At 61.0% G+C, this 18,664-nt stretch carries 17 protein-coding genes and 3 pseudogenes; 11 read left to right on the top strand and 9 right to left on the bottom strand.

The window, feature by feature from the left end; genetic code table 11:
• Window positions 1–313 precede the first annotated feature (313 nt).
• The 3 genes from ABIB36_RS21260 to ABIB36_RS21250 form a co-directional block, all read right to left on the bottom strand.
• Window positions 314–1,441, bottom strand: a complete 1,128-nt coding sequence (locus tag ABIB36_RS21260; RefSeq protein WP_354563349.1) for a GmrSD restriction endonuclease domain-containing protein — start codon at window positions 1,439–1,441, stop codon at window positions 314–316.
• Window positions 1,442–1,774: 333 nt separating this feature from the next.
• Window positions 1,775–1,933, bottom strand: coding sequence for a hypothetical protein (locus ABIB36_RS21255; protein WP_354563351.1), 159 nt, complete (start codon window positions 1,931–1,933; stop codon window positions 1,775–1,777).
• 11 nt (window positions 1,934–1,944) lie between these two features.
• Window positions 1,945–3,291: an MFS transporter gene (locus ABIB36_RS21250; RefSeq protein WP_354563354.1), complete on the bottom strand. Its 1,347-nt coding sequence runs from the start codon at window positions 3,289–3,291 to the stop codon at window positions 1,945–1,947.
• Between the two features lie 105 nt (window positions 3,292–3,396).
• On the opposite strand from ABIB36_RS21250, the gene ABIB36_RS21245 reads away from it, so the two are divergent.
• A complete protein-coding gene (locus ABIB36_RS21245) occupies window positions 3,397–3,798 on the top strand; it encodes a winged helix-turn-helix transcriptional regulator (RefSeq protein WP_354563356.1) in 402 nt (133 codons plus the stop codon).
• Here the strand turns inward: ABIB36_RS21245 and ABIB36_RS21240 are convergent.
• The 5 genes and pseudogenes from ABIB36_RS21240 to ABIB36_RS21220 all read right to left on the bottom strand — a co-directional run.
• The gene (locus tag ABIB36_RS21240) at window positions 3,788–4,177 is read right to left on the bottom strand and encodes an ectoine synthase (protein ID WP_354563358.1); all 390 of its coding nucleotides are present in this window, start codon (window positions 4,175–4,177) and stop codon (window positions 3,788–3,790) included. The two genes, ABIB36_RS21245 and ABIB36_RS21240, sit on opposite strands and share 11 nt — an antisense overlap.
• A gap of 200 nt (window positions 4,178–4,377) precedes the next feature.
• Window positions 4,378–4,911: a diaminobutyrate acetyltransferase gene (gene ectA / locus ABIB36_RS21235; protein WP_354563360.1), complete on the bottom strand. Its 534-nt coding sequence runs from the start codon at window positions 4,909–4,911 to the stop codon at window positions 4,378–4,380.
• On the bottom strand, window positions 4,908–5,738 hold the full coding sequence (locus tag ABIB36_RS21230) for an SRPBCC family protein (protein WP_354563367.1): 831 nt from the start codon (window positions 5,736–5,738) through the stop codon (window positions 4,908–4,910). The genes ectA and ABIB36_RS21230 overlap by 4 nt, the downstream gene beginning before the upstream one ends.
• 69 nt (window positions 5,739–5,807) lie before the next feature.
• Window positions 5,808–6,140: pseudogene (locus ABIB36_RS21225) on the bottom strand (aromatic ring-hydroxylating oxygenase subunit alpha); the annotation flags it as partial.
• A gap of 581 nt (window positions 6,141–6,721) precedes the next feature.
• Window positions 6,722–6,972, bottom strand: a pseudogene (locus ABIB36_RS21220) (IS1380 family transposase); the annotation flags it as partial.
• Between the two features lie 5 nt (window positions 6,973–6,977).
• Between ABIB36_RS21220 and ABIB36_RS21215 the strand changes: the two are divergent.
• Window positions 6,978–7,214, top strand: a pseudogene (locus ABIB36_RS21215) (IS1380 family transposase); the annotation flags it as partial.
• A 53-nt stretch (window positions 7,215–7,267) separates the two neighbouring features.
• Window positions 7,268–7,621, top strand: a complete 354-nt coding sequence (locus ABIB36_RS21210) for a hypothetical protein (protein ID WP_354563344.1) — start codon at window positions 7,268–7,270, stop codon at window positions 7,619–7,621.
• A gap of 156 nt (window positions 7,622–7,777) precedes the next feature.
• On the opposite strand, the gene ABIB36_RS21205 is transcribed toward ABIB36_RS21210, so the two are convergent.
• Complete coding sequence (locus ABIB36_RS21205; RefSeq protein ID WP_354571684.1) at window positions 7,778–8,995, bottom strand: DUF7373 family lipoprotein; 1,218 nt, start codon at window positions 8,993–8,995, stop codon at window positions 7,778–7,780.
• Window positions 8,996–9,245: 250 nt separating this feature from the next.
• On the opposite strand from ABIB36_RS21205, the gene ABIB36_RS21200 reads away from it, so the two are divergent.
• The 8 genes from ABIB36_RS21200 to ABIB36_RS21165 all read left to right on the top strand — a co-directional run bounded on the left by ABIB36_RS21200 (window position 9,246) and on the right by ABIB36_RS21165 (window position 18,610).
• The gene (locus tag ABIB36_RS21200; RefSeq protein WP_354563205.1) at window positions 9,246–11,087 is read left to right on the top strand and encodes a dynamin family protein; all 1,842 of its coding nucleotides are present in this window, start codon (window positions 9,246–9,248) and stop codon (window positions 11,085–11,087) included.
• Window position 11,088: 1 nt separating this feature from the next.
• Complete coding sequence (gene grpE, locus ABIB36_RS21195) at window positions 11,089–11,544, top strand: nucleotide exchange factor GrpE (protein WP_354563207.1); 456 nt, start codon at window positions 11,089–11,091, stop codon at window positions 11,542–11,544.
• A 1-nt stretch (window position 11,545) separates the two neighbouring features.
• Complete coding sequence (locus ABIB36_RS21190; RefSeq protein ID WP_354563208.1) at window positions 11,546–12,982, top strand: GTPase; 1,437 nt, start codon at window positions 11,546–11,548, stop codon at window positions 12,980–12,982.
• Window positions 12,979–14,646 (top strand): Hsp70 family protein, encoded by a 1,668-nt coding sequence (locus ABIB36_RS21185; RefSeq protein ID WP_354563209.1) that lies wholly within the window; start codon window positions 12,979–12,981, stop codon window positions 14,644–14,646. The genes ABIB36_RS21190 and ABIB36_RS21185 overlap by 4 nt, the downstream gene beginning before the upstream one ends.
• 78 nt (window positions 14,647–14,724) lie before the next feature.
• Window positions 14,725–16,536 (top strand): Hsp70 family protein, encoded by a 1,812-nt coding sequence (locus ABIB36_RS21180; protein ID WP_354563210.1) that lies wholly within the window; start codon window positions 14,725–14,727, stop codon window positions 16,534–16,536.
• A 13-nt stretch (window positions 16,537–16,549) separates the two neighbouring features.
• On the top strand, window positions 16,550–16,912 hold the full coding sequence (locus ABIB36_RS21175) for a hypothetical protein (protein WP_354563211.1): 363 nt from the start codon (window positions 16,550–16,552) through the stop codon (window positions 16,910–16,912).
• 130 nt (window positions 16,913–17,042) lie between these two features.
• Window positions 17,043–17,687 carry a hypothetical protein gene (locus ABIB36_RS21170; protein ID WP_354563212.1) on the top strand — a complete coding sequence of 215 codons (645 nt, stop codon included), beginning with the start codon at window positions 17,043–17,045 and terminating at the stop codon, window positions 17,685–17,687.
• Window positions 17,687–18,610, top strand: coding sequence for a C39 family peptidase (locus ABIB36_RS21165; protein ID WP_354563213.1), 924 nt, complete (start codon window positions 17,687–17,689; stop codon window positions 18,608–18,610). The genes ABIB36_RS21170 and ABIB36_RS21165 overlap by 1 nt, the downstream gene beginning before the upstream one ends.
• The last annotated feature ends 54 nt before the right edge of the window (window positions 18,611–18,664 follow it).

Here is an 18,664-nt window from a genome sequence, read left to right as displayed (position 1 = left end):
AGGCGGTCCGATCCAGCTTCGTTCATCGCGGCCAGGTTGGTGGTCGGATTGGTGGCGAAGTGCGTCGCGCCGCGGGGACCGTAGACAGCGAGGTCAGTTCCAATTGCGAAAAAACGCAGAGGTCTGTTCAGATCATCGCATTGCTAGCGCTTAGTGCAATGAGCCGATCGAAACTCGGTGTCCCAGCATCGTTCGTTTGTGGCAGAGAAAAACCGAATAAGGCGTACTTCGACGTGGGGCTTGCGCCGTGGGACTTCCGACACCCTCGCCGACTCTAAGTTGACGACTGCACTTGCAGATCACATCCACGGCGTTACTCGCAACCGACGCCGTCACCATCACCGTCGAGCTTGCTGCTGTATCCGGGTTGTCCGGCCCTGATGGGGGCGGCACCGGCTGCACGAACTGCACTGCAATTCGTGTAGTACACGCTCGAAGGTGCAGGTGCCTCGACCAGCGGGGCTGGTGCCGCCGGAGCGGGTGCTGGTGCTGGTGCTATGGGAGCAGAAGCAGGTGCGACGGGTGCGGGTGCTGCTGGAGCAGGTGCGGGTGCGGCGACTGGGGCTGCGGCGCCGCAGTCACTGAGCACACGGGTGATCGCATCGTGTTCGGGCTGGGTCACCCACAGTCCGTAGACGGCCTTCACCTCGACCTGCCGAGCAACGTAGGTGCACCGGTATGCGTTGTTGCTGGGGAGCCATGTCGCGGCATCGCCGTCGCTCTTCTGCTGGTTCGCCGGGCCATCGACGGCCTGCAGGTTGCGCGGGTCGTTCGCCAGGTTCTGCCGCGTGGCCGGATCAAGTTGCTGAGCACCTGTCTGCCAGGCATTACTGAGGGCGACCACGTGGTCGATCTGGACAGCGCTCGAGGTATCGGTACCGCGAACGAAGCTGATGGTGGTGCCGGTGTATGCATCGGCCAGGGTGCCGGTCTGTACCGCGCACCCGTTGGACCCGGGCTTCTCGGTGATCGCGGTGAGATCTCGATGCAAAATATCATTGCGGGTGTCGCAGCCATTGTGCCCACCTTCGACGGTGACATCGTCGGTCCACGCCTGCCCGAACACGTCTCGGTCGTACCCGGTCTTCGGAGCACGCCCTTTGATCGGCACTGTCGCCAGCATGCTCAAAGCAGCGTTTCCACCGTCCGCGTTGTCGACCGCCAACGCCACCGGTGCGGGGGCGAGCGTCGACTCGGGTGTAGTCGCGGCGGCGCCCGGAGCCACTGGCAATGCTGTAGCGATGGCAGCGTTCGGGGTGCTGGTCGTCGTGGCGGATGCTGCCGTTACGGCTGCTTCCTGCGCGGCTGTGTCCCTCGACCCGGTCGGGTCCACCACACCGATGATCAGCAAGCCGGACACGACTGCACCGGTGACCCACGGCCACTTCCGTCGCCCCTTCAATGCAGGTGGTGCAGGCGACGGAAAGCCAGAAACAGACACAGCGGTTCTCCTATAGGCAGGGTGACTGACTAGCGAGCTCGGTCAGCATCGTAGTGGGACCACTGATGACGGCCAATACATCTAAAATGCCTCCGCCGTTGTCGGTGGAAGGAGTAGTGGTCGCATTCGATCGGGTTCGGGCTCAACGACACGATGTTCATCGCACTCGCCGACGTCCCCTGCAACGCGGGGTCGGAACATCGACCGCTGAGAAGGTCGACGACGGCGCCGGGGTTGTCGACACCACCGCCATCCTCGACCCATCTGGTAGCCGACCGGGACGCACGTGATCATCTGAAAGGAACGCCTGCACCCCTGACGAGCAGTTGAGGTTCACTGACCCAGACGGTCCGATTGACTGCACTCGCCACCGACACCGCTCACGGTCGGGCCCAAGATCTCGAACTTCGGCACAGTCACCGCGCTCACTGCGAGAACCGCATCCCGCCAAGGACGGGTGCGGTCGGATTCGAATCCGGACGCATCGAGCATCTCAACGAACGTTACCGAGCATCAGATCGTGGTCCAGGTACAAGCTTACTGCCACCGGTAACATGAATCTTTGCCGATACTGCCCCTAGCCCGGCGGCAACAACACATAGGATCGCGCCCACTATCCACACCAGAGTATAAGTGCCATTTGCATCGCGTATTAGTCCCCCAGTAAGCGCCATGGCGCCAGCTCCGATTTGATGAAATACGTTGACCCAACCGAATGCCAACGCACTATTCGCGCCGAAGTAATGCCGACATAGCGCGATCGTGGGAGGAACTGTCGCCACATCGAGAATTCCAAACCCGACGGCGAATGCTATGAGACTGGGGTCCATGTGTCTTCCAAAAATGAGCGGAAGTACCGCGAGTGTGATGCCGCGAGACAGGAAGAAGAGAGCAAGCAGTGAGCGGGGTTCTAGACGGTCGGTGAACCATCCGGCGGAGACTGTGCCAAGGATGTTGGCAAAGCCGATGATTGCCAGCAAAGTGGACGCAGTAGTGGGCATCATGCCGTGGTCATGGGCCGCCGGAGTGAAGTGTGACCACATCAGTCCGTTGGTCGTGGCCCCACACAGGAAGAACATTGACGCGAGCAGCCAAAATCGTGGCGACCGAATACATTCGAGAAGCACCGAAAGGGTCCGCGTCAGAACTTCTTGATCACATGTCACGTCGGGAGTGTCAATGGCGGAGTTGAGCCCGTAACGCTCGACGCCGAGTTCCGAGGGCGCACCGCGAAGGAAGACGACAACAAGGATGGCTGCGATCGCGGCGAGTGCTCCACACACCAGAACCGGCGCACGCCAGTCGTAGTGAGACATCACGACCGAGAGCACGGGCAACATTGCAAATTGACCAACGACACTAGACGCGGTCAAAATCCCGGTTGCCAATCCAAGATGATCAGCAAACCATCGGTTGGCGACCGTGGCACCGAAAACCATCGTAATCGATCCAGTCCCTATACCGACGAGAACTCCCCACCACAAGATGAACATTCCGACGCTGGAGCTAAGGGTTGTCAACAACACTGAGCTTGCGACGAGCAACGTAAGAGCAGATGTAGTGACCTTGCGCAGTCCGTATCGATCCATGGCCGCAGCACTAAAGGGCGCAACAGCCCCGTAGAGCACCATGTTGATCGCTACTGCGACTCCGATGTCGCTGCGGCTCCAGCCTTCGCTCATGACAAGTGGTTCAGTAATTAGGCCGGCAACGGTGGTATACGACCCGGATGCGAGCAGTGCCGCACCTGCAATCAGGACCATCTTCCACGCCGGGTGCAACCAACGGCGACCGCGGTCGACTACGCCTTCGGAGTCACTTTGCTTGGAAGTTGTTACATTTATGTCCATAAGTAGATGAGTAGTCTACTGTGAACGAGTTAGGTAGTATGCACAATATTGTCCATAGCTACGAGCTGGACTTTCACATTTAAAGTTGTTCAAGGGGAGAACTTCATGCCGCAAGCAACAGTCGTTATCCGCGAACCTGTGCGTCGCGCGTTGGAAGCCTGCCCCGTCGAGGTCAGCGTTGCCGTCCTCGGTGGCGCATGGAAGATGACAATCGTAAAGTATCTGCTCGAAGGTCCGAAGCGATACGGTGAGCTTCGGCGTTCGGTGGGGCAGGTGACACCTCGCGTACTCACGCGTCAGCTCCGAGAGCTTGAAAACGACGGCATCGTCACCCGCACTGCCTATGCCGAAGTTCCCCCCCGTGTCGAGTATTCGCTGACCTCCCAAGGTTTAGCGCTGCGGGCGTTCGTCTCCGCGCTCAACGATTGGGGAAAAAACTACATCGAACTCATCGGGTGTGATGTCCGATCACCTGAAGTCGATTCGAATGTTCTAGCTACAGGCTGACTGGGTATGCACCGGAAGCATCATGACGTTCGGGACCTACCACCGGAGGTGTGAAGACACAAATAGCCCTGAGTTCACTATCAGCCGTCAGAATATGCTCGTCGTGCTGATCAAGCAGATACATCGATCCTGGACCGATTTGGTGAACTACTCCCGTACCCAGATCGGTCACCGATCCTGTCCCTTCGATAATTAGTACCGCTTCGGAATGGTGTGCGTAGTGAAATCTGTTGACGCTACCTCTCTTCACGAAGGTTTCGTGGAGAGAGAACCCCACCTTGTCGTCGGCAACGACGATCCGGCGACTTGTCCACGTGTTATTTGCTGCCGTTACCTCAAGTTCGGTTCCTACAACATCCTGAAGTTTCTTCACCTTCATGTTCGCAAATCCCCTTGCTCCTCAGTCGCATCCGTCGAGAAACGTAGCGCAACCGCATCCCAATCGCGGTTAAAAACTTTCGACAAATAGCGCACATAACTCTATATTGACAAATTCTGTCGGCCGACTGGCGACGCAAATTTGATCACGCCGGCGTTGTCCCGGTGCGTCGCGATAAGTCCCCATCGGCGCGCAGGCTGTTACGACGTGACCGGTTGACTTGCCATCGCAGGGATCGCGCCGATAGACACCAAGTCCTCTCTCTCGTGCCCAGATCCACCGAGATCCTCTTCTGAGAGGAACAGCGAAATCTTCAACGGCGCACCGACCTGGTCAGCAAACTTCTGCAAGAACCTCAACGAAGCGCTGTTGTTGGGCGTGATGGTGCACTCGACGTATGAGAATTTTCCTGAGAAGACATGGTGCAGCAGCGCCACAGCGAGTCCAAGTCCACGCGCTTCGGGGATGATGCCGGCCTGCCAGATGAATAAATGGTCAGGATCCGAGGGGCGCGGGTAACACATGATGAAGCCCAGAACTCCACCGTTGTCATCGAGAGCGATGGCAGTGTACTCGCTGTAATCACGGCACCACAAGGTGTAAATATAGTGAGAGTTCATGTCAAGTTCGACGGTCCGCGCGATCCGAAAGATTGCTGATGCGTCATTGGGGGTGACGTTGCGTAAGATAGCTACCGAGCGTTGCGGTGCAACATGGGATGAAGAACGATTCACGACGTCTCTCCCATTCCAGCGGGTTTCAAACCCTGTTCGCTTCCAATGTAATGATGAATATCATCCCAGCCTGATGGCTGTGCAGCAGCCGACAAATAAGCGTCTGTGATGGAAGGCGCCGACATCGCCGCTTCCACCCACTGACGGAAACTGCGGATCCTGTATTCGAAAGGTGCGTAAACGTGCGATAAATTCCAGTGCGAACTAGTCGTGTTCTTCTGCATCCGAGCACAAGCATCAAAATCCTCGCGATTTGTCTTGTCGAATAACTCGACTGCGGGGTCTGGATTGAACAAGGGGTCCTCGATATCACTTGGCTGGAATAGCCAGTACCCAATCACTCGTGTTCGGTCGGGTCCTTCTGGAATCATGCAAAGCAATGTTGCGTGATCAGAAACGCACACTATTTGACCGGTAGGCCAAAGCAGTGCACCATAGAACATTCTCTCGTCGGATGAGCTAAGGCCGGGGAGAACAGTTCCAACCCTTGTCCCGGTAATCGAGAACCCTTCGTAACTGTCCGCTAGTCGCGCTCCCTGCCCCTGCGGTCCGGTAACGGTACCGTAACCCGAAGCGAACTGAGGCACAGCATTGCAGAGACTGTCATGCAATGTTGGGCAGTGATAGCACTCACTGAAGTTCTCCCATAGCAGTTTCCAGTTCGCTCCGATTGTTCCATAATCAATGGTGCGCGCCAGGCCTAACTTCTCGATGCCGTTCTCGCGAAAGGGGTTCGAGGCGTCACCGAACCGCATTTTAAAAATCAGGTCAAGGTGCACCTCAAGCGAGTCACATTCAGGATCGAGATTAACCCATACGAAACCCAACGCTACGTCAACAGATACTCGCGGCAGTCGACGCCCTGTAGTGTCCGCATCGAAGGCCTCCCGCGATGGGACACCTAATACTGAACCGTCATGACGGTAACTCCACCCGTGATACGGACACCGTAGGACTGCTCCAGCGTTGCCGCTAGGGGTTGTGCAAATCTCAGCTCCACGGTGCTGACAGATATTCACCATCGCGTGAAACTCCCCGCGCCGATTTCGTACGACAATAATATTTTCGCCGAAGATCTCATACCTTCTAAAGTCGCCGGCTCGTTCCCATTCGGAAGCATGCCCAACGATCCACCAGCTCCGCTGGTGGATCGATTTCAACTCTTGTTCATAATGAGCCTGAGACGAATAATGGTCTCCAGGCAGAGCTAAGTCTGACGATGAACCCATGTCCCCGAACCATCACTTTCTCTCGGTCTTAATTTAATTAAAAGTTCACAGACTTAGGAACTTTATGCGAGATCCCTGGGCAACCAGCCTCGGATACCGGGTTTAATTAATACCAGAATTTTTCCATCTTCGCGCCCATGGACAGGAAGGATAGTAATGGACTAAAAGAATACCAAGACAGGTAATTTAAAACGGAACAAAATGTTCACCTGAATAAGTGCACCGAGGAGTGCTCCAACTCTTCAAAGTTGGAGCACTCGTGCCAGCCGTGGGATAACTGGGGGTCAGACAGCCGGGCGTTAAAGAGCACACATCTCGCAGTCCGATGGTGTGCCTACGCCCCACTTCTCATCACTCAAGTTTGGCCGCTTCTGGGCGCCGAGTGCTGACGCCACTAGGCCTCGATCCACCGACTGAGGTTATGCACTGTCGTCGATGTTCGAATTGTGGGGTCGGGGTTCTTCGGGCGTGTGTCGCCCGCTGGTCTACCCAGCGTTTCCACGATTGTCGTTGCATGGGCCGAGTCTGCGTGCCGGTCTGGCTCAGGCAGGATTGGATGGACTGATCCCAATAATGTTGCGTCATAGTTGAAGCCACGCATCGAGCCACGGCCACTTGCGCGGTAGACGCAGTGTGGGTACGCGTTGTGGCCGCACGAAGCGGGCGGGAATGTTGACGATTTCCGCCGTAGCGTCATCCCGCGCGCTTTCGCGCGACGGCCGCCTGCCACGGTTCCGGCCGCGCGCAGCAGGTTGTGCGCGATCGCTGCGCACTGCACCCAGGTGGAGTTCGCGCCGAACGATCCCGAGGGCATGTGCGCGAGCGGTCCGTCGTGGTTGGATCTCCGATGCCGAGGTCGCCGAAACAGCCTTCACCGCTTTCTCTTCCACCGCCCATCCTGTTTCTGCACGGTTGATCGTCCGGCGGGTCAAAGACGCGCGCTACCGCGATGCATTGTTTCCGGTGTGGCAGTATCACCCATTTTTCACCAACAGCACCCTGCCGACGACGACCGCCGATGTCGTTCACCGGGCACACGCGATTATCAAAACCGTGTTCTCCGATCTGATCGAAGTTTCGCGAAACCAGCCCAACCGATGTCCGTGCGCGGGGCTACTGTGGGCGAGGTGAGCTTCGTCGAGTTGCAGGCCGGGGTGCCGAAAACTGTCCTCGACGAGCTCGCACAGACGTTGCTCGACAAGATCGACATCCTGCTCGATCGACTGACCGATCGGGCTTTGGCTGCACCCCAGGCGGGTTCGCAAGCTTGGCGGGCCCAATGGGCGGACCGTGGCAGTCGTGATGGCCAGCAATTGCAAGCTCAGCGGATGTATATCCGGGCTGAGCTGTCGAGTAGAGCCAATATCGGTCTCACCCAGGCTCCTGTGCCGGCAGCTCTCCCCCATGCGGCTGGGGTTGTAGCGCGACCGCGTTCACCGAAGCGCAACAGGGTCGCCCCTGAGCAGTTGGCGATGTTCTGAAAGTTTTCCCGAACGACGGAACCATTCGGCCCCCGGCCGCGTCTAACTCTGTGCGGGAGGGGTGGTTGGCCGTCTGAGGGGGAGGCCAGTCACCTCTCTCGCTCCTTCGATGTGCACTGTTCGAGCGCCGCACCGGTCGGTGCGGCGGTCGAACATCTATCGAGCCGAGTCGAGGATCAGGTATTGCGCCGCTACCTTTTGATGGACGCCTTTTTCGTCGTCGAGTCCGCTGACCTCTCCGAGGTAGCGGCCGTTGTGCACGAGGCAGTAGGTGTAGTCGCCCGAAGCGGTCTCGAACAGGAAGCAGCTCGCGCCCGGAACTCCCGGTGGGGATGCGGCCGGGATCATTCCTTGATCGGTGACGGCTTCCTCTGCGAAAAGGGTATGCAGCTTTTCGGCGCCGGCGGCATCGTCGGCGCGGTAGACGCTGGTGTCATCTCGCGCGAGGCGGTCCGATCCAGCTTCGTTCATCGCGGCCAGGTTGGTGGTCGGATTGGTGGCGAAGTGCGTCGCGCCGCGGGGACCGTAGACAGCGAGGTCGGTTGCCCAGCGGCCTTTCTCGGCGGGGATGGTCAACACGAGCACTTTGTCGATGTCCATCGGCAGTGAGGCGATCTCACCGACTGGTGTGGCGGGGAATTCGTCGATCATCGGGCCTTGCTGATCGACGGCCTTGGCGAGGATCTGCGCCGCCCAATCCTTTTCTCCGACTGGTGTTTCTACCCAGGTGTAGATGACGAAGTCACCGCGGGCGGTGTAGCCCTCGGACGAAAACGACTCACCGCTCTCGTATGTGGTCACCGAGGTGTCTGGGAGTGCGGCGATGCTCGACGGTAGTGAACCATCGATTCCTGCTGCTGGCTCCGTTCCTGCAGTGGACATTTCGCGTGCAGCGCGCGCTGCCGAGGCACTGTCTGGGAATCGCAGGACAGCGTGGACCACAGACTTTCCGGCCGCCCGGTCCAGATAGGAACGCGAGGTGGAGAAACCGACGATCATTCCGGCATCTTGCGCGATCTGTGGTTGGCGGCCGGGGAGGAGGTTTCCCAGCGCGGACCCCTCTTTGATGACATAGGTCGACATCTGAGCGCCCTTGGTCAGTTCGGGATCGAGCTCGGTGGGGAGTACGACATACTCCGCGAGGCGTTGACCTTCGACGATGCGGCCTCGTCCGTCGTTGGCGACGGCACCGAACTCCGCTTGTGGTGTTGTGGGGAAGGGGCCGGGGTCGATGTCACCGGGTGCGATCGGAAACTCGGTATCCGAATCTGCGGTAGCGACAGCATCACCACCCGTTGAGGTTGTACTGGAACAGCCTGTCACCAGCATCAGTGCCGCGATTGCGCTCGCTGCGGCGAGTGTACGGGGGTGCATCGTCGTGTGGTCCTCTCGAATTTCGATGTCGCGGCCACCAGTGGCAGCAGCAGCATCCAGCCACAGTGGAAGGCAGTGCGCTGGACTCTCGTGTATCGGATGCGCCGAGGACAGTGAATGTTCCCGCCGCACGGACTTCGAAAAAGTTTCCAGGTGACGGGAACAAAGCGTCGCGTCCTCGCATCTCACCAAAGAGCCAGTGACACATTCAGGTGTTGCTGCAGGTGATCGCGCAAAAGAGGGGGCGGCGGTGTCAGTCGGTGCGGAGGAGTCGGCGACAGCCGAGATGCCCAGTACCGTGCAGCAGGTCGAACAGGCTTTGGCGGGAGCTACGAAAATTCTCACTGCCTACGGTTTCGACACAGCTGCGGCGGTGGCATCACAGAAAGCCCACGCTCCGCTCCAGCCCCGAACCGTTGTTGTGGTCGGTGAGGTCAAGCGCGGTAAAAGTTCGTTGGTCAACGCCCTCCTCGGGTGCAGGGATGCCTCACCGGTCGGTGTCGATGTCACGACGTCGGCGACGGTCAGTTTCGTGGCGGAGTCCGAACGCTTCCCCCCTGGGTCTGCCGAGCTGGTCTTTCCTGGTCACACCGAGAAGGTCCTCGGTGCGCGCCTCCCCGACTGGGTCACCGCCGACGGTCGCCATGTCCAGGATCCTGCGCGAGATGCCTTGCCCACTCGGGCGATCGTCGGGGTCGAATCAGATTTTCTGCGCGGCGGCACGGTCGTCGTCGATACACCCGGCACGGGCGGGCTCGAGGCCGTGCATGGGCAACTGGCTCTCGTCTCTGCTCGTGAGGCCGGGGTTCTGGTGGTGGTCTGCGATGCCTCGACACCTTTGACTGCCCCGGAGATGGAGTTCGTGCGCGATGCCGCAGCGACGACGGAATCGGTGATCGTGGCGGTGAGTAAAACCGACAAGCATCTGCGGGGCTGGAAACTGATCGTCGAGGAGAACCAGCACCTTATCCAACAGCATCTTCGGCGCACGATTCCCGTGGTCGGCGTCTCGAGTGTCCGGGCATCGGCTGCAGCCGAGCTTCCTGTGTCAGATCCGCGCCGAGCACGGATCGAGCAGCAGTGCGGAATCTTCGAACTGCGCTCACTGATTACCGAGCGCCTCGCAGACCGACAGCACGGTCCCTCCGTCGACGCTCTGCGGACGGCGATCGAAGGCTTACGAAAAGTACAGGCCAAGATCGGTGTCGACATCGACGTCACCTCCGGCAGCGCCGCTGTGCTTCCCGAACTGACCGCCCATCGTGATCGTCTACAACAACTCAAGGACCAGAGCGCGCAGTGGGAGCACTACCTGGCCCGGGATCTGACACTTGCCCGCCAGCAAGCGCTCTCCCATCTCGAGGAACAACTCGACGAGATCAAAACCCGTTGGACGGTCAGTATCAATTCATCCGGAATGGCGGTGCTGCGTAAGAGTCCGCAGGTGTTCACCGCGCAGATAGAAGCTGATCTACTCGCGGCGATGACCAGCACGGTGACAGTGTTCCTCGATGCGCTCGCCGCGATCGTTCTGCCACTCTTCGAGTCCGAGGCGATCTGGTATCAGATTCGGGCCGACATCGTTGCCTCCATGCAGAGCGCGCCGCTGGCCACCGGGGAGGTCGCCAGCAAGAGACAGGGCCTGCTCGATCCGAGTGTGCTGACGATGGGCATGATCGGTACCTCGATGCTCGGGGCGCTGATCGGGGTCGGCGCTGTCGCCGGCGTCGTCTGGGTCGGGGTGAATCTCGGTTACAAGGCGATGCGCGCAGGAAAGACGAACCTACTGTCGTGGCTGCGCGAAACACTGGCCGCAGCGAAGTCGAGCACATCGAGAATGCTCGAGGCTGCCTTGGCGCTCTCGCGTCCGGAAATCGTGCTGCGCTACCGCGAACACGTTCGATCCTCGATAGAGACTGTCCAACAACAGATCACCGATGCCCGCGAGAGCGCCACTCTCGAAAAGGCCACTCGTGACGCCACACTCAAGCGGCTGCAGAACAATCTGCGCGTGACAACGGCGAAGATCTCCGAACTCGACAACCTCATCACGCGCCTGAATGTGCCGCCGCAACCAGTGAAAGTGACCTGACATGCTCGCACTGCTGATCATCGGTGCCGCCGCATCCTTGGCGGCCGCGTTCGCCGCCGGATGGGTACTACGCACCCACGCGAGCGAGCCGAAGCTCGATCCGTTCGCCCCGCGCCGCCTCACCCCCCGTACCGAGCATCCCGCGGCCGCCACCACACGCACCGTGACCGAGGCAGCGCTGCTGGCAGCGATGATTCGATGCCACGATCTCGGTGACGGGGTCCGCGAGCAGATCCGTGAGGATCTCGCTGCACTCGGTATCCATCTCATCGGAGCCGACACTGGGTCGAGATTCGACTCGCGGTTCCACAAGGCCGTCGGGAGCGTCGGCGCCGACACGGCCGATCAGGTCGGGATGGTGGTCGCACTGATTCGCCCCGGCTGGTCGGGGCCGAACGGTGATGTCATCCGCTTCCCCGAAGTGTCCGTCTACGCCCCCATCGTGGCGGCACGCTGAGATGACCATCCCCCCTCCCCTGGCCCCCAACGCATCCGAGCAGATCCGGACCACCATTCACCACGGTCTCGGGGCGATCGCGGGCCTGGGTGGTGATCTGATCGAGCACGCGAACCGCATCGGGGACGTGCTGTGGTCACCGCCGCGTGTGGTGATCGTCGGCCGCCTCAAAGCAGGAAAGTCCACACTGGTCAACGCCCTCATCGGTGCCCCCGTCGCCGATACCGCTGCACTGGAAGCGACGAACGTCGTCACCGTCTACCAGAACGGTGCACCCTCGCGCGCCGAAGTCGTCGGGCTCGACGGCATTCGTCGGCCACTCCCGCTCACCGGTGACGCTGTGGGCGATCTCGGTATCGCCGCCTCGCAGGTTGCCTACCTGCATCGGTATCTCCCATCTCAGGCCATCGAAGAGCTGACCTTGATCGACACCCCGGGACTTGCGACCCTGACCGTGGACAACGACACCGCTACTCGCCGCGTGTTGATCGATGGATTCGAACAATCCCGTACCGCCTCCGTCGATGCCGACGCCGCCATGTTTTTGTTCGACTCCGTACCCCGCGCCGATGAAATGGAGTTTCTGCGCAGGCTTGGCTTCACTCCACTGAACACACTCGGTGTGCTCTCGCGGGCGGACAGTTTCGGTGAGGGAGTACTCGGGCGGCGCAGTCCTCTCGAACATGCCGGCGCGCACGCACACAAACTTTCTGCGCAGTTGGCGGACACTGTCGCCGCCGTCGTTCCGATCGCCGGCCTGATCGGGCAGACCTCTCATACCGGCGCTCTCACCGAAGCCGACGCTGCGGCACTGCACACGCTCGCCGATCTCGATCCGTTCACCCTGATCGAGATCCTCGAGTCGGAGAACCCCGCACCGTTGAGCGGGCCGGTTCGTGACCGGCTGCTCGACCTGCTCGGTGAATACGGTGTCGTCGAAGGACGCCACCTCGCCGGCCGCGGCGCCCACGTCCTGAATTCATGGCTCGTCGAGCACTCGAACATCACTCCGTTGCGCAGACTCCTCGGTTCGACACTGCACGACTTCGCATCACTGCATCGCGCGAGCCGTATCCTCGTCGAACTCGACACCCTCGCCTACGCGCACCCGGCTCGCCAGCAAGTCCGAGAGATTCTCGACTGGATCCGCAACGACCCTTCGATGTCGTCGGTGTTGGCCTTCCGTGCGCTGCGTGCGCTGCTGCTGGCCGATCCATCCGCTGCCGCCGCCGAGCATCTACGGCGGGTCCTGCTCGGCCGCTGCAACGCCGAACGGGTCGGCCTTGCAGCCCAATCGCCGCCGCACATGGTGTACGAGCGAGCCACCGAGCATCTGACGTGGGTAGCGCAACAGTCGATTTCGACCCGTACCGCCGCAGAGGACGCAGCCCTCGCCGAACTGATGCGTACCTACACTCTGATCCGGAGCAAGCCATGACCACCGCAACTGCTGCCCCTTGGCTTCTGGCCGTGGACTTCGGCACCTCCAACACCGCCGCCGCCCACATCGGGTTGCGTAGCCAGAGCGCCGAAACTCTGCCACTCACCCACGAGGGCAATCTCATGTCCTCGGCCGTTTTCGTCGAATCCCCCGACTCGATCGACGTCGGCGACGTCGCACTCAACAAGGCCGAAACCAACCCTGCCGCGTTCCTGACCTCCCCGAAACGGATCATCGGTCAACCGTTCGTACTGGTCAACGGCTATGAGATCGGAACGTGGGTCCCTGTCGCTGCGGTCCTGCGTGTGGTGCTCGAGCGCGCCACCCGCGTGCACCGCGGTCAGCGGCCCGCGGCGCTGGTGCTCACCCACCCCGAAGGGTGGTCGCCTCGGGAGACTGCGGTACTGCTCGATGCCGCCGCCCATCTGGGGTATCCATCCGCATCGGTGACATTGCTCTCCGAGCCGAGAGCCGCCGCCCACTTCTACACCCGCACAGAACATCTGAAGCCTCATCAGAAGATCGCCGTCTTCGATTTCGGCGGTGGCACCCTCGACGTCGCGGTCCTGACCGCCACCGGCACCGGCACGTTCGAAGTGATCGGTGCGCGCGGTGACAATGCATTGGGCGGAAAGAACATCGACGCACTGATCCGGCGATGGGTCGATGAACGCCTGGCCGATCTCGATCCGGATCTGTTGGCAATTCTGCGCAGCGGAGGCGCTCCCCCACACGTTCTACGTACCCTCGACGATTCGATTCAACGGGCCAAGGAATTGCTCTCGACAACGGAGACTGCCTCGATCACTGTTGCGGACAGTCGCAACGATCGACGGCACAATCTGCTGCTCGACCGCGCAACCTTCGAACAGATCATCGCCCCAGAAATCGAACGAGCCCTCTCTCTCACCCGCGCGACCTTGCGCGATGCAGGGCTGTTCGGACCCGAAGACCTCACCGCGTTGTATCTGACCGGTGGATCCTCTCGAATCCCCTTGGTTCAGGCCCGTGCTCGGGAACTGGGCCCTGTTGCCACCCTGGACGATCCGAAGACCGTCGTTGTGCAGGGCGCATTGGTCGCGGCGTCGTCCTCGCCTGGAACATCACGCGCCATCGCGCTCGACCCCACGATCGGCGGCGCAGCAGAGCTCGTACCCGCTCGAACCTCCTTGCCTTCCGCTACCCGCAGTCGGTCCTACAAGGGCCCGGCACTTGCGGCTGCTGCGGTAGTGCTCACCGCTGTAGGCGGAGCGGGATGGGCACTGAACGGCAACAACGGGACCACAGGATCCCCGGCCGCATCCGCCCGCAACGTCACACCCGGCGCCCCGGAGGACATCGCTGCCGTCAAAGATTTCACCGCCCACTACCTCGACCTACTGGGACAGCAGAAGCGCACCGAGTACGCTCCACTGCTCTGCGATGAAGACAAAGCCTTCGTCGTTGCCAACGACGACACCCCACCATCGCCGCCGCGCACCATCACCGTCGATGAGTGGGTTGGACTGAACATCACCGGTGATATCGCCACCTCGAGGCTTCGTCTCTCGGTCACCGGCACCGATGGCGCACCCGTCGCCGACGTCGACGGGGCGGTGGTGGTCATCGACTACCAGCGTATCGACGACAACTGGCGCTTCTGTGAACTCAAAGACGAGTAACGACAGATCACGTCCGCACCATCTGTACCGCAATAGATTTCATCTGAACACTTTCTGATCGAGGAGAACGACGTAGCTATGTCAGGTTGGATGCTCGGAATCGATTTCGGCACCTCGAACACCGCCGCCGCCCATACCGGAGTCAGCACCGGTACCGCCGAAACGCTGCCACTGACACATCAGGGCAATCTCATGTCCTCGGCCGTATTCGTCGAATCCCCCGATTCGATAGACGTCGGCGACGTCGCTCTCAACAAGGCCGAAACCAACCCGGCCGCATTCGTCCCCGCCCCGAAACGCCAGATCGGCTCCCCGATCATGCACGTCAACGGTTACGACATCCCCCCGGCCCTCGCTGTGGCTGCGGTACTGCATTCGGTGCTCAGCCGAGCCAACGCCGCCCACCGCGACCAACGCCCGCACCGGTTGGTACTGACCCACCCCGAAGGATGGTCCCCCCGCGAGATCGGGGTACTCATCGACGCCGCCGCCCGTATCGGATTTGGCCACCACCATGTCACCACGGTTTCCGAACCACGCGCTGCAGCGCACTACTACTCGCGCACCGAAACAATGGCTCCCGGGGCGAAGATCGCCGTCTTCGATTTCGGCGGCGGCACCCTCGACATCGCAGTTCTGACCGCGACCGAGCACGGCACATTCGAAGTGATCGCCGCACGCGGTGACAACGCACTGGGCGGGAAGAACCTCGACGCGCTTCTGCGGGGCTGGGTCGACGACCAACTCAGCGACCGCAATCCCGCCTTGCTGGACTTCATCCGCAGCGGGGCACCGGCCCACGTGCACCGCAACCTCGACGATTCCATTCGCCGCGCCAAAGAGCTCTTGTCCTCGACGCCGTCCGCGACGATCACCGTCGTCGCCAAAGGCCAGCAGGAGACGTTGACAGTGACCCGGACCGAGTTCGATGCCCTGATCGCTCCGACCGTCGAACAAGCAACGCATATGGCCGGCCAAACCCTCCGCGACGCCGGCATCCGCTCCCCGCACGAGCTGTCCGCGCTATATCTCACCGGCGGCTCATCACGTATTCCGCTCGTGCACACTCATCTTGCCCCGCTCGGGCCGATCGCGACCCTCGACGACCCCAAGACCGTCGTAGCCCAGGGAGCGTTGATCGCGGCCGCCGCCGCTAGTCACCCAGCAGTGCAGGCGCCTTCGGCATATACCGCACAATTGACCGGGCAGTACCCACAGTCGCAGGCCTGGCCCGACCGGCCATTGTTCACACCCCAGATCCGACCCCGCGAGCAACTCCGCGACGATTCCACGAGCAATCCCACCGCGCGCACCGGGTTTCGCCGCGTATCGGTGATCGCCGGAGCAGCTGCGACTGTCGTCCTACTGGCCGCAGTCGCAGCGATCGGGTTCACCGGAGGGTTCACCACACCTGCAGAAAGCGCCGCAGCTCAGTCACCAGTGGCCGCGGAGACGCCCGCGGCGACGACTGCACCGAGCGGGCCGGCAGACTCTGTGGAGGCCATCGAGGCGAGGCTACCGGCCGCTCTGGCCGAGGTCATCACTTCGTGTGAACGCCAGACCTTCGTGATGGACGTGCTGCAAGCCAAATGCACTGTCGACCCGGACAATTCCCTCGCCGATTTGTTCGGGCAGTACTCGGAGTACTTCTCGGTGTCCATCGACCCGAAGAATGCGAAGAAAGCCCTCATCGGATTCGAGAGTTACCAGATCCCGAACACCACCTTCACCGCTAATGCCGCCGGCACCGCTGGGGTGAACATCTCCGAGCTCAACAACTATGTCTCTGCCAACTACGTCAACAAGGAATCCGGGGTGATGCTCACCCTGTACGGCATGCGCACCGCTGCGGACGCGCTGACCTTCCTCAAAGCGACCGGCCTTCTGTGAGTGGAGACTTCACATGACGATCTACACCGCCGAACTTCGCTGGGGTCCAGCTCCCACCGTCTGGTTACATGACCCTCAAATCCGGATGACCTGCCGCAGTCTCGACGAACTCGACGAACTCATCGCCGATCGACTGCTTGTCTACATCGCAGACGGCAACGAGGACTGGCACGGGGACTGGGACGAGGACGACGCAATTCTTCAAATCGTCGCCGACACCGAACATGGATCGTTCACCCTCGCCGAATTCACCGGCACCGCCGCCGACATCGAACAGAACTATCAGACTGGCCGGCAGCGGGGTTTTCGCGCCGCCGGAGCGAAAACACCGGAGGAGGTCGACTCTCTCCGGCAGGGAAGAACTGGTCCGCAATAGATCTGGTCCGCAATAGATCTGGTTCGGTGCATCGGTGTACGCCGCGGGAACATTCGGTCCTTCTCGTGCATCTCACTACTGACCACCGAGAGCGTGCAGTAACCCCAATGACCCGTGAAAGAGGAATCCCGTGACAACGTCCAACGACCGCCGCCTGAACGACCCGTATGCGAGCACCGGCTCATCGAGTGATCCCGACACCGGGAGTACCGACAATTCCCAGGTGGTCGGCAACCCTGACGACGCCACCTTCGATGGATCCGGCGCAGCGCCGGCGCCGAATGCTCAGAGCGCACCGGTGGGGACGTCACCGTACGTCTCCGAGCGCGACATCGATGGTGACGGGGTGATCGACACGATCCATATCGACCTCGACGGAGATGGAACGGTCGATCAGATCCAGCACGACACGGACGCAGACGGTGTCGCCGACGTGGTGGAGACCTCGAGCACCGGCAACGGGACCTTCGACATCATCGACACCGACACCGACGGCGACGGCGACGCCGATGTCAGCGAACTCGACATCAACGGTGACGGCTACTTCGAGACCGCGGTCTTCGACACCGACGGCGATGGTCGACCGGACGAAATCGACGCCGACACCGACGGCGATGGCGCGATCGACACCGTGCTCCTCGACACCAACGGCGACGGCATCATGGACTACCAAGGCATCGACACCGACGGTGATGGGTACGCCGATGAGGTGTATATCGACGCCGGCCAGAGCGGAGATTGGAACTCCGCTCCCAACCCCGGTGACTTGGTCTGATGGACGATAGCTTCTCAGCCGCTCACTACGACGTCATCGACGAGCCCACGGCATACGACGATGAGTCGGAGCTGCTCGGCGATGCCATCGCGCTCGAACCCATGCCCACGATGCCGCTGATGATCGAGACGGGCGCGGCGCCGGATACCGACGTGTCGATGCCACTGATGCCTTCGATGACCGCCCCCGACCCATATCTCACTGTCCCGGTCTCACCGGCACCGGAGCTCGCGCCAGCACCACCTACACCGGACCTGGACCTGGACCTGGACCTGGACCCATCTGAACCCGAAGCACTCCCGGACCCGGCAGACGGCACTCAGGGCACACCCGCGGCATGGACGGCGGACTGGTTCTATCAGGAATTCGATGGGGCATGCGGACCGTCTTCGGTAGCGCAGATCGTTTCCGAATACACCGGCCTCGACATTTCCGATCCTTCGCAGCTCATCGACCGCGCCCTCGAACTCGGCTTGTTCGTCGACGGAGATCCAAGTACCGGCATGACCTCCCAATCCATCGAGATTTTGATGGAGGATCAGGGTGTTCCCTGCCACCTCGAGTACTCTTCGATCGAGGATCTGAAAGTGAAGCTTGGCGATGGCTACGGTGTCATCGCCATGGTCGATTCCGGTGAAATCTGGTATCCAGGAGAAGAAGTCGTCGAGGACGATCGGCCCGATCACGCCCTCGTGATCGCCGGTATCGACGAAACACGTGGGGTCGTCATCCTGTCGGACCCCGGTACTCCGAACGGCAACCAGCTCGAAGTACCGATCGAGCAGTTCGCCGATGCCTGGGCCGACTCCGGGTACGAGATGCTCGTCGCCGATGCACCCGACCCGGACCTCGCAGATGACTCGGTGGATCCCTCGGTCGCAGCCCTTGTCGGTCGAGCCTGGGCAATCATCACCCTGACCTGACTGATGATGCACACGTGGGACCATCGACACCGAAGGCGGAACAGGAGAGGCAGC

Source organism: Rhodococcus sp. UYP9, assembly GCF_040547235.1.
GTDB lineage: Bacteria > Actinomycetota > Actinomycetes > Mycobacteriales > Mycobacteriaceae > Rhodococcoides.
Note: the sequence above shows the minus strand (reverse complement) of the source record. Positions and strands in the feature narration are given on the sequence as shown.

What these genes read in the sequence shown, in the direction of transcription:
- ABIB36_RS21255 (WP_354563351.1), bottom strand. Translation starts at nt 1,933, where the DNA reads ATGCTCGATGCGTCCGGATTCGAATCCGACCGCACCCGTCCTTGGCGG.
- ABIB36_RS21250 (WP_354563354.1), bottom strand. Translation starts at nt 3,291, where the DNA reads ATGGACATAAATGTAACAACTTCCAAGCAAAGTGACTCCGAAGGCGTA.
- ABIB36_RS21245 (WP_354563356.1), top strand. Translation starts at nt 3,397, where the DNA reads ATGCCGCAAGCAACAGTCGTTATCCGCGAACCTGTGCGTCGCGCGTTG.
- ABIB36_RS21240 (WP_354563358.1), bottom strand. Translation starts at nt 4,177, where the DNA reads ATGAAGGTGAAGAAACTTCAGGATGTTGTAGGAACCGAACTTGAGGTA.
- ABIB36_RS21205 (WP_354571684.1), bottom strand. Translation starts at nt 8,995, where the DNA reads ATGCACCCCCGTACACTCGCCGCAGCGAGCGCAATCGCGGCACTGATG.
- grpE (WP_354563207.1), top strand. Translation starts at nt 11,089, where the DNA reads ATGCTCGCACTGCTGATCATCGGTGCCGCCGCATCCTTGGCGGCCGCG.
- ABIB36_RS21190 (WP_354563208.1), top strand. Translation starts at nt 11,546, where the DNA reads ATGACCATCCCCCCTCCCCTGGCCCCCAACGCATCCGAGCAGATCCGG.
- ABIB36_RS21185 (WP_354563209.1), top strand. Translation starts at nt 12,979, where the DNA reads ATGACCACCGCAACTGCTGCCCCTTGGCTTCTGGCCGTGGACTTCGGC.
- ABIB36_RS21180 (WP_354563210.1), top strand. Translation starts at nt 14,725, where the DNA reads ATGTCAGGTTGGATGCTCGGAATCGATTTCGGCACCTCGAACACCGCC.
- ABIB36_RS21175 (WP_354563211.1), top strand. Translation starts at nt 16,550, where the DNA reads ATGACGATCTACACCGCCGAACTTCGCTGGGGTCCAGCTCCCACCGTC.
- ABIB36_RS21165 (WP_354563213.1), top strand. Translation starts at nt 17,687, where the DNA reads ATGGACGATAGCTTCTCAGCCGCTCACTACGACGTCATCGACGAGCCC.